The sequence below is a fragment of the Streptomyces sp. NPDC055815 genome, from assembly GCF_053616475.1.
Genome location: NZ_JBSHDU010000181.1, coordinates 1 through 2,156 on the forward strand (window position 1 = coordinate 1; position 2,156 = coordinate 2,156).

Consider the following 2,156-nt stretch of genomic DNA (forward strand, 5'->3'; position numbering starts at 1 on the left):
GACCGGGCGCGGTGGACGGCGGAGGGGCAGCTGGTCTTCGCCGGGCGTACCGATGACCAGGTGAAGATCCGTGGCTTCCGGATCGAGCCGGGCGAGGTCGAGTCGGTGCTGGCCGCGCATCCGCGGGTGGGGCAGGCGGCGGTGATCGCACGGGAGGACACCCCCGGTGACAAGCGCCTGGTCGCGTATGTGGTGGGCGAGGTGCGGGGTGCTGAGCTGCGGGAGTTCGTGGCGGGGCGGCTGCCGGAGTACATGGTGCCGTCGGCGGTGGTGGTGCTGGACGAGCTGCCGTTGACGGTGAACCGGAAGCTGGACCGCAAGGCACTGCCCGTCCCCGAGTACACGGTGACCTCCACAAGTGGCGGCCGCGGTCCTGTGTCGGTGCAGGAGGAGATCCTGTGCCAGGCCTTCGCACAGGTCCTGGGCATCGAGCGAGTCGGGGTCGACGACGACTTCTTCGCACTGGGTGGACACTCACTCCTCGCCGTACGGCTGGTGAAGCAGCTGGATGGCCGGGGTGTGTCGGTGTCGGTGCGGGCGCTGTTCCAGAGCCCGACGCCGGCGAGTCTGGCCGCGGTCGCTGCACCGGATGCGGTGGAGGTGCCGGAGAACCGGATCCCGGAGGAGGCCGAGCGGATCACCCCGGACATGCTGCCGCTGGTCGACCTGAGCGGTGAGGAGGTCGATCGGATCGTCGCTGCCGTCGAGGGCGGCGCTGCGAACGTCGCCGACGTCTATCCGTTGGCGCCGTTGCAGGAGGGGCTGTTCTTCCACCACCTGCTGGAGGCGGATGGTGGCGTGGACGCGTACGTGGCGCCGCGCGTGCTGCGGTTCGAGTCGCGGGAGCGACTGGACGGGTTCCTCGCAGCGCTTCAGCGAGTGGTGGACCGGCATGACATCTACCGCACGGGCTTTGTGTGGGAGGGGCTGAGCGAGCCGGTCCAGGTGGTGGTCCGCAGGGCGACTCTGCCGGTCACGACGGTGGACCTTGCTTCTGACGCTCCCGACGCGGTCGAGCAGTTGATTGCGGTGGTCGGGACCGTGATGGATCTCGGGCGAGCGCCGCTGATCGATGTCCACGTGGCCGCCGAGCCTGGGAGTGATGGGCGGCAATGGCTCGCGCTGCTGCGGATGCATCACCTGGTGCAGGACCACACCACACATGACGTGTTGCTCCAGGAACTGGATGCGTTCCTGACGGGGCGCGAGGACGCGCTGCCGGAACCGCTGCCGTTCCGCAACTTCGTGGCGCAGGCACGGCTGGGTGTGACGCGCACGGAGCACGAGGAGTACTTCGCGGGCCTGCTCGGCGATGTCGAGGAGACCACTGCTCCTTACGGTCTGATGGATGTGCATGGTGATGGCCGGGGTGTGGTGCGCTCGCATTTGGGCGTGGAGGAGGGGGTCGGCCGGCGGGTGCGGGAGGTGGCTCGCTCGCTGGGGGTGAGTGCGGCGAGTGTGTTCCATCTGGCGTGGGCCCGGGTCCTCGCGACGGTCAGTGGTCGGGACGATGTCGTGTTCGGCACGGTGCTGTTCGGGCGGATGAACGCGGGTGCCGGCGCGGACCGGGTGCCGGGCCTGTTCATCAATACGCTGCCGGTGCGGGTACGGGTCGGTGCCGAGGGTGTGGGGCAGGCGCTGGAGGGCGTACGGGATCAGCTGGCCGAGCTGCTGGTGCACGAGCACGCGCCGCTGACCCTCGCGCAGCAGGCCAGTGGGATGCCGGGTGGCAGCCCGCTGTTCACGTCGCTGTTCAACTACCGGCACGGCAAGTCCCGTACGGACCGTGAGACGGCTTCGGAGGCCGACGCTGCACGTCAGGGCATCAGTACGGTGTCGATGCGCGAGACGACGAACTATCCGGTGGCCGTGTCGGTCGAGGATCTGGAGTTGCAGTTCGCGCTGACTGTGGATGCCGTGGGTTCGGTGGACGGTCAGGCGCTGTGCCGCCTGCTGCACACCTGCCTGGACAACCTCGTCGCCGCGCTGGAAGACCACCCCGACATCCGGCTGTCGGACGTCGACATCCTCGGCGAGACCGAGCGGCGCCAGCTCCTCGCGGCGTGGAACGACACGGCGGTGGCGGTCGAGGGGGCGACCGTGCCCGAGCTGTTCGCGGTGCAGGTGGCGCGGACGCCGGATGCGGTGGCGGTGGT

Annotated in this window: 1 protein-coding gene; it reads left to right on the top strand. The window is 69.4% G+C overall.

The window, feature by feature from the left end; genetic code table 11:
- Positions 1-60: 60 nt before the first annotated feature.
- A partial coding sequence (locus ACWGN5_RS41825; protein WP_453524270.1) for a condensation domain-containing protein occupies positions 61-2,156 on the top strand: 2,096 nt, incomplete at its 3' end.